This window comes from Cytophaga sp. (genome assembly GCF_051961495.1).
Classification (GTDB): domain Bacteria; phylum Bacteroidota; class Bacteroidia; order Cytophagales; family Cytophagaceae; genus Cytophaga.
This window is the reverse complement of sequence record NZ_JBQCDF010000296.1, coordinates 1-6,043: the sequence shown is the minus strand read 5'-3', so window position 1 is coordinate 6,043 and position 6,043 is coordinate 1. Positions and strand designations below refer to the sequence as shown.

At 42.1% G+C, this 6,043-nt stretch carries 5 protein-coding genes; 3 read left to right on the top strand and 2 right to left on the bottom strand.

Going from position 1 to position 6,043, the window contains the following annotated elements; genetic code table 11:
* Window positions 1–111 precede the first annotated feature (111 nt).
* Window positions 112–1,248, bottom strand: coding sequence for an SGNH/GDSL hydrolase family protein (locus tag ACTHJT_RS16555; protein WP_440240250.1), 1,137 nt, complete (start codon window positions 1,246–1,248; stop codon window positions 112–114).
* 276 nt (window positions 1,249–1,524) lie between these two features.
* Window positions 1,525–2,700 (bottom strand): proline dehydrogenase family protein, encoded by a 1,176-nt coding sequence (locus ACTHJT_RS16550; protein ID WP_440240248.1) that lies wholly within the window; start codon window positions 2,698–2,700, stop codon window positions 1,525–1,527.
* A 61-nt stretch (window positions 2,701–2,761) separates the two neighbouring features.
* Here ACTHJT_RS16550 and ACTHJT_RS16545 point away from each other — a divergent pair, with 61 nt between their 5' ends.
* The 3 genes from ACTHJT_RS16545 to ACTHJT_RS16535 all read left to right on the top strand — a co-directional run.
* Entirely contained in the window at window positions 2,762–3,868 is a 1,107-nt protein-coding gene (locus ACTHJT_RS16545; RefSeq protein WP_440240246.1) for a chorismate mutase, read from the top strand.
* An 88-nt stretch (window positions 3,869–3,956) separates the two neighbouring features.
* Window positions 3,957–5,003, top strand: coding sequence for a 3-dehydroquinate synthase (gene aroB / locus ACTHJT_RS16540; RefSeq protein WP_440240244.1), 1,047 nt, complete (start codon window positions 3,957–3,959; stop codon window positions 5,001–5,003).
* Window positions 4,990–6,043, top strand: a 1,054-nt coding sequence (locus ACTHJT_RS16535; RefSeq protein ID WP_440240242.1) for a 3-phosphoshikimate 1-carboxyvinyltransferase, incomplete at its 3' end; no start/stop codon positions are given. The genes aroB and ACTHJT_RS16535, both read left to right, overlap by 14 nt.

The following is a 6,043-nucleotide window of genomic DNA, read 5'->3' as shown; positions in this document are numbered from 1 at the left end:
ACAATACAAGCAGCGTTCTGTATATATAATAATTTCCCAGGTCAAACATCTGAATAATGATCGAGACAATGATCAGGCCAACGATGGCAATATTGATTTCCTTTTTCACGGTTATTGATTAACTACGGTTTGTATAAAGGTACTAAGTTCTTCTGCCATTTTTGTATGTGTGGCTAAAGAAGGATGATAATCTTCTCCATAGGGAGCTGTCTGCGATGCAAATGAAAACCGGTAAATATTCCTGTTACCCTTTGCCTCAAAGTACTGCTGCACTTTTTTTACACTCTCCTGCAATCTGCTCCAGCACATCTTCCCGGCCGGCCATGCATCATTCAGCATCGGACTGTTCACACAGATAATTTTTGCTGTTGGATATAAAACAACCAGTTTATCAACAAACTGGATGTAAGTCTGCACAAAAACAGAATCGTTCAGCGGTTTATTTTGTGACTCGCCGTAATAATCATTCGTGCCTAAATTAATAACAATAATTTCCGGTGCATGCCATTCATGATTCCATAAGGCGCTTTTCTTACTCTGTAAATGAATACGGTCGTAGATCTTTGGCAACGTTTCATTGGTATCTCCGTCAAAGTTGCGGTACATGCCTTTACCTGAAAAGGACACCAATGTAGGCTCAGCATCGATCAATCTCGCTGTCTGCATGGCATACGATTGATAGGCATTTTCATTGGCCGCATGAAAACCCGTTAATGGATTACCGGCCGGCGGTGGCTGAATAGAAACCATATTGCCATAACCACAGGTGATCGAATTGCCGATGAACTGAATATCATCCTGATAACTGATAATAAATTCCTGGGCTACATAAGGCTGATGCAGCTGCAAACCATAAATACGCACCTCGCCTACGAATGCTTCAGTAGCTTTTATCAGTTTAATAAACTGATTTTTTTGTACAGTTATCTTATACATATGCTTACCCGGTTTTAATTGAATCTTGTCATGGAGTTTATAATCCAATTCCATTACAAACCAGTTGCATTGCAGGGAATCTTTTGACGTTTCTTCAATCCAGATATAAAATTCATTTTCAGGAGCCACAAATCCGAATGCCGTTGCAGGGTTTGAAAAGCTTATGCATTCTTTCTGCTTTTCATAACGACCGGTAGTACGGGTCAGCACTTTTTCAATAGGTACAAAATATGGAGGCTTGGCTTCATTTCCAGCTATGCAACTTGTAAGCGAAATGAACAGGCAAAAAAGCACACTAAATTTTCTAATCATATTTCCTGATTTTTCAGGCTGCAAATTCCAATAAATTCTGTTTAAAACAAAGGCAACTACACCCTGACATGTAACTGGCATTCCCCTTGCAAAACTATAGGTTGTCCCATCTTTGTCCCACCTATGTCCCACCTCTATCCCACCTCTGTTCCACCTCCGTCTCATCTGAAGAGCATAGGAATCGCATGGAGACAGGCAGCAGAAAGCATGGAAATAGGTAATAGTCTGTATAGAAACAGCTATCAATTCTGCTTGAAATATATTATTCGGGATTTGTTATTTGGGATTTTGCGAAGCCTTTCTGCGCTCTAACTCTTTTTCAATAAAAGAAAGTTCCCGCGTTGTTTCTCCGGTAATGGATTTATTCTCTTCTGCTCTTCTGAACAGATACGGCATTACTTCATTCAGCGGTCCGTAAGGGAGGTATTTTGAGACCTTAAAACCACCGTGTGCCAGGTTATAGCTCAGGAAATCACCCATGCCGTAAAGCTGTGCAAAGCCGGAGATCTGCTGGTCTTTGGGATCCATTTCACGCACAGCTTTTTCAATACTCAACTGATTGTGGGTGGCAATGCAGGTTGGAATATCTTCATGCAGACAAAAAGACACTGCTTCATTATACAGCGCATCCGTCTGTTCTTTACTGTCGTTGATCGGTGAAGGATAATGCAGGCTGCTTGCCCGCGCACGTTCCTTTTCCATATAAGCGCCGCGCACCAGTTTAAAGCCGATTTTATATCCATCGCGCTGCGCATCCGCATACATAGCTTTCAGACGTTCAAATCCATCCTTGCGGTACAATTGAATGGTTAAAAATAACACGGGTGTTTTTGTATTAAAACGCTTCATAAATCCCGTGCAGATACTGTCAATAGCCGTCTGTATCCAGGTTTCTTCGGCATCAACCATCAAGCGTACGTGATGGGATTCTGCTTCGAAGCACAGGCGTGTAACCCGTTCTTTTACACGTTCAAATTCTTTTATTTCAGCAGGAGAAAGCTCTTCTCCACGCTGTATTTTTTCAAGCAGAGCAATACGCTCAATTCCGGTAATTTTAAAGACCGAAAAAGACACCATAGGCAAGCCGGCTGCCAATCCAATACCTTTCACTAACTCCTTGACTGTCTGATCAAATGAAGCTTCATCTTCTTTCCCTTCCACACAATAATCGGGAATGGAAAATATACCCGATGCATAGAGCTTGTCCATGGTTGTACCACATTCCCAATAGGTTTCTCCCCCGCAAAACTGATTGAAGAGCGTCTTCCGCACAATATTTTTAATGGGAAAATGGTACTTTAATGCGAATTTTAAGAAAGAAACACTTATATTTGTCATCTTGCTCCATGCCATTGTCCGGAAAAGGAACCTCATGTGTTTCAACTCCTTCGTTGATTTGGAAGCAAAAGCGGTAGCAGTATCGCTGAAATTTATAGAGTGTAAGGTTTTCATCTTACTAATATAGAACGGAAACTATTCCGTTTTTGTTGAGGAGATGATAAAAGCGTAGAATATGAAAGTAGAATTAAACGTAACCCCGATTGAATCCTGGGCAAAAACGAACCACAAGCCTTTGATTATTGCTGGCCCTTGTAGCGCCGAAACACCTGAGCAATTGATGTCAACCGCTAAGCAATTAAAAGACTTAGGTAAAGTTGACGTTTTACGTGCCGGTATCTGGAAACCAAGAACCAGACCGAATGCTTTTGAAGGAGCAGGTGAAGAAGGCTTAAAATGGCTGGCTGAAGTTAAAAAAGAATTAGGTATTCAGATCGGTACTGAAGTTGCTAATCCGGAACACATTGAACTTGCCTTAAAATATGGTGTTGATGTTCTTTGGGTTGGTGCCCGTACAACTGTAAGCCCGTTTGCTATTCAGGAAATGGCAGATGCTATGGCTGGTGTTAAAGACAAAGCCGTATTAATCAAAAACCCTACGCACCCTGAGCTTGGCTTATGGATCGGTGCATTTGAGCGTTTCTATCGCGCAGGTGTTCGTGACTTAGCTGCTATCCACCGTGGTTTCTCAACGATTGATAAATCAAAATTCCGTAACGTTCCAACCTGGTCTATTCCGATCGAGTTAAAACGTATCGCTCCACAAATTCCGATCATCTGTGACCCTAGTCACATTGGCGGTAAGAGAGATCTTATATTTGAAATCTCTCAGAAAGCGATGGATCTTGGCTTCGATGGTTTGATGATTGAAACACACATTGATCCGGATAAAGCATGGTCTGATGCAGATCAGCAGGTAACGCCAGAGCGTTTAGGTGAAATCTTAACCGACCTTAAAGTGCGTACAGAATCTACTTCAAATGTAGACTTCAACGATCACCTGGAAGAATTACGTGAGAAAATTGACAACATCGACCGTGAACTAGTAGAAACACTTGCTACACGTATGGCTGTTGTTGAAAAAATCGGTGAATACAAAAGAGATAACAACGTTACTACTCTACAGGTAAAACGTTGGGATGATATTATGAAAAACCGTTCTGAGTTAGCGAAGAAATTAGGTATCAATGAAGAATTCGTTGTTGACGTATTCAAACTGGTACACGAAGAGTCTATCCGCAGACAGACAGAAATTATGAAAGCGGTTGAATCAAAAGCATAAGCAGATTCAATTATACATTCACAATCATATAGTACCCAAACCCTCAGCGATCCGTTGGGGGTTTGGATTTTAAAGCGAATGCTGAAATATGGCTTCTGAAATACTTTTTACACAACAGACAAAACAAGCGCTGCAGCCTTTCCTGGGAAAGTACTCCACCGTTTGTGTGTTGGTTGATGAAAACACTAAAAAGAATTGCCTGCCTTTACTTTCCGGACTGTTCAAAGAAGAACACATCATTGAAATAAAAAGCGGCGAAGAAGAAAAAACACTTGCCACATGTGAGAAGATATGGTCGCGCATGACCGAGCTTTCGCTTGATCGCAAAGCCCTGCTGGTAAACCTTGGCGGCGGCGTGATCGGTGACATGGGCGGCTTCTGTGCTTCCACCTACAAAAGAGGCATAGACTTTATACAGATCCCTACTACGCTTCTGTCGCAGGTAGATGCAAGCGTAGGCGGCAAGCTGGGTATCGACTTCACATTAAATGGCAACACATTCAAAAACCACATCGGTGTATTTAATGTACCGGTTGCTGTAATCATTGATTCCACCTTCTTACAAACCTTAGATCCTAAAGAATTGCGTTCCGGTTATGCAGAGATTATCAAGCATTGCCTGATTGCAGACAAGGCAAAATGGAACGAAATTAAAACCAATACCGACCTGTCTAAATTCGACTGGATGGCATTGGCGAAACATTCGGTAGCAATCAAAGAAAAAATTACTATCGAAGATCCGTTAGAGAAAGGCCTGCGAAAGATATTAAACTTCGGCCATACCGTTGGACATGCGATTGAAAGTCATTTCCTGTTCATCCCCGGAAAGCGTCTGCTGCACGGCGAAGCCATTGCTGCCGGCATGATCTGCGAGTCCTGGCTGGCTGTACAGAAAGGATTTATTTCCATGACAGAACATAAGGAAATAGAAAATTATATTCTCTCTGTATATGGTAAAACAACCATCAGTGCTGCAGAGATCGATGTCATTGTTCCCCTTACCATACAAGACAAGAAAAACGAAAGCGGTGCCATACAATTTTCTTTACTGGAAAAAGTAGGTACAGCAAATTTCAATATCACATTAACAAAAGAAGAAATCACAGCTTCTATTCAATACTATGCAAGCCTCTGATACAACTGCACAAGCATTCCACATTACACACGCATCGGGTGTTGTAAACCATACCATCACACCGCCTGCTTCTAAGAGCGAAAGTAATCGTGTATTGGTGATCGATGCACTTACAGGAAGAAAATCTCAGCTGGATAATTTATCCAACGCGCGTGATACACAAACCATGATCCGTTTGCTGGATTCAGACAGCAATCCGGTATGGGATGTTTTAGATGCCGGTACAACCATGCGCTTCTTAACAGCATTCAGCGCCTTCAACGGCAAGCCGCGTGAAATGACAGGTACACCGCGTATGAAAGAGCGTCCGATCAAATTACTGGTTGATGCTTTACGTGAACTGGGTGCAGTGATAGAGTACAAAGAGAAAGACGGCTACCCTCCGATCTTGATTCATCCGTTCAAACCGGAACTGGCTAAAACAGATTACATCAAAATCAAAGGTGATGTGAGTTCGCAATACATCACAGCTTTATTGATGATTGCACCGGTGCTGCCAAAAGGTTTAACAATTGAATTGTTAGGGCACGTAGGTTCCAAGCCATACATTGAAATGACCTTGCGTTTAATGGAACGTTTCGGCATTGCATCTGAATGGAAAGACAACATCATTAAAATTGCGCACCAGACATATAAGCCTGCGCAATATACGGTTGAATCTGACTGGTCTGGATCCAGCTACTGGTTCAGCATTGCGGCGCTTGCTAAGGAAGCGAATATTGAATTGAAAGGTTACGTTAAAAATTCTCTGCAAGGCGATCACGTGATTGTCGACATCATGGATCAGCTGGGTGTTAAAACTGAATTCACGGCAGACGGTTTGAAATTAACCAAGCAACCTGTTAAAGGAAATCTTGTTTGGGATTTTACAGATTGTCCGGACCTGGCACAAACTGTAGCTGTAATCCTTGCAGCGAAAGGTGTTGAAGGAACACTAAGTGGTCTGCAAAGCTTACGTATCAAAGAAACAGACCGTATTGCTGCGATCCAGAATGAACTGCGTAAGTTTGGCGCAGACATGATTGAGATTGAAAAAGACG

Bases quoted from the DNA above. Each gene is read 5' to 3' on its own strand.
- ACTHJT_RS16555 (WP_440240250.1), bottom strand. From the start codon at position 1,248: ATGATTAGAAAATTTAGTGTGCTTTTTTGCCTGTTCATTTCGCTTACA.
- ACTHJT_RS16545 (WP_440240246.1), top strand. From the start codon at position 2,762: ATGAAAGTAGAATTAAACGTAACCCCGATTGAATCCTGGGCAAAAACG.
- ACTHJT_RS16550 (WP_440240248.1), bottom strand. From the start codon at position 2,700: ATGAAAACCTTACACTCTATAAATTTCAGCGATACTGCTACCGCTTTT.
- aroB (WP_440240244.1), top strand. From the start codon at position 3,957: ATGGCTTCTGAAATACTTTTTACACAACAGACAAAACAAGCGCTGCAG.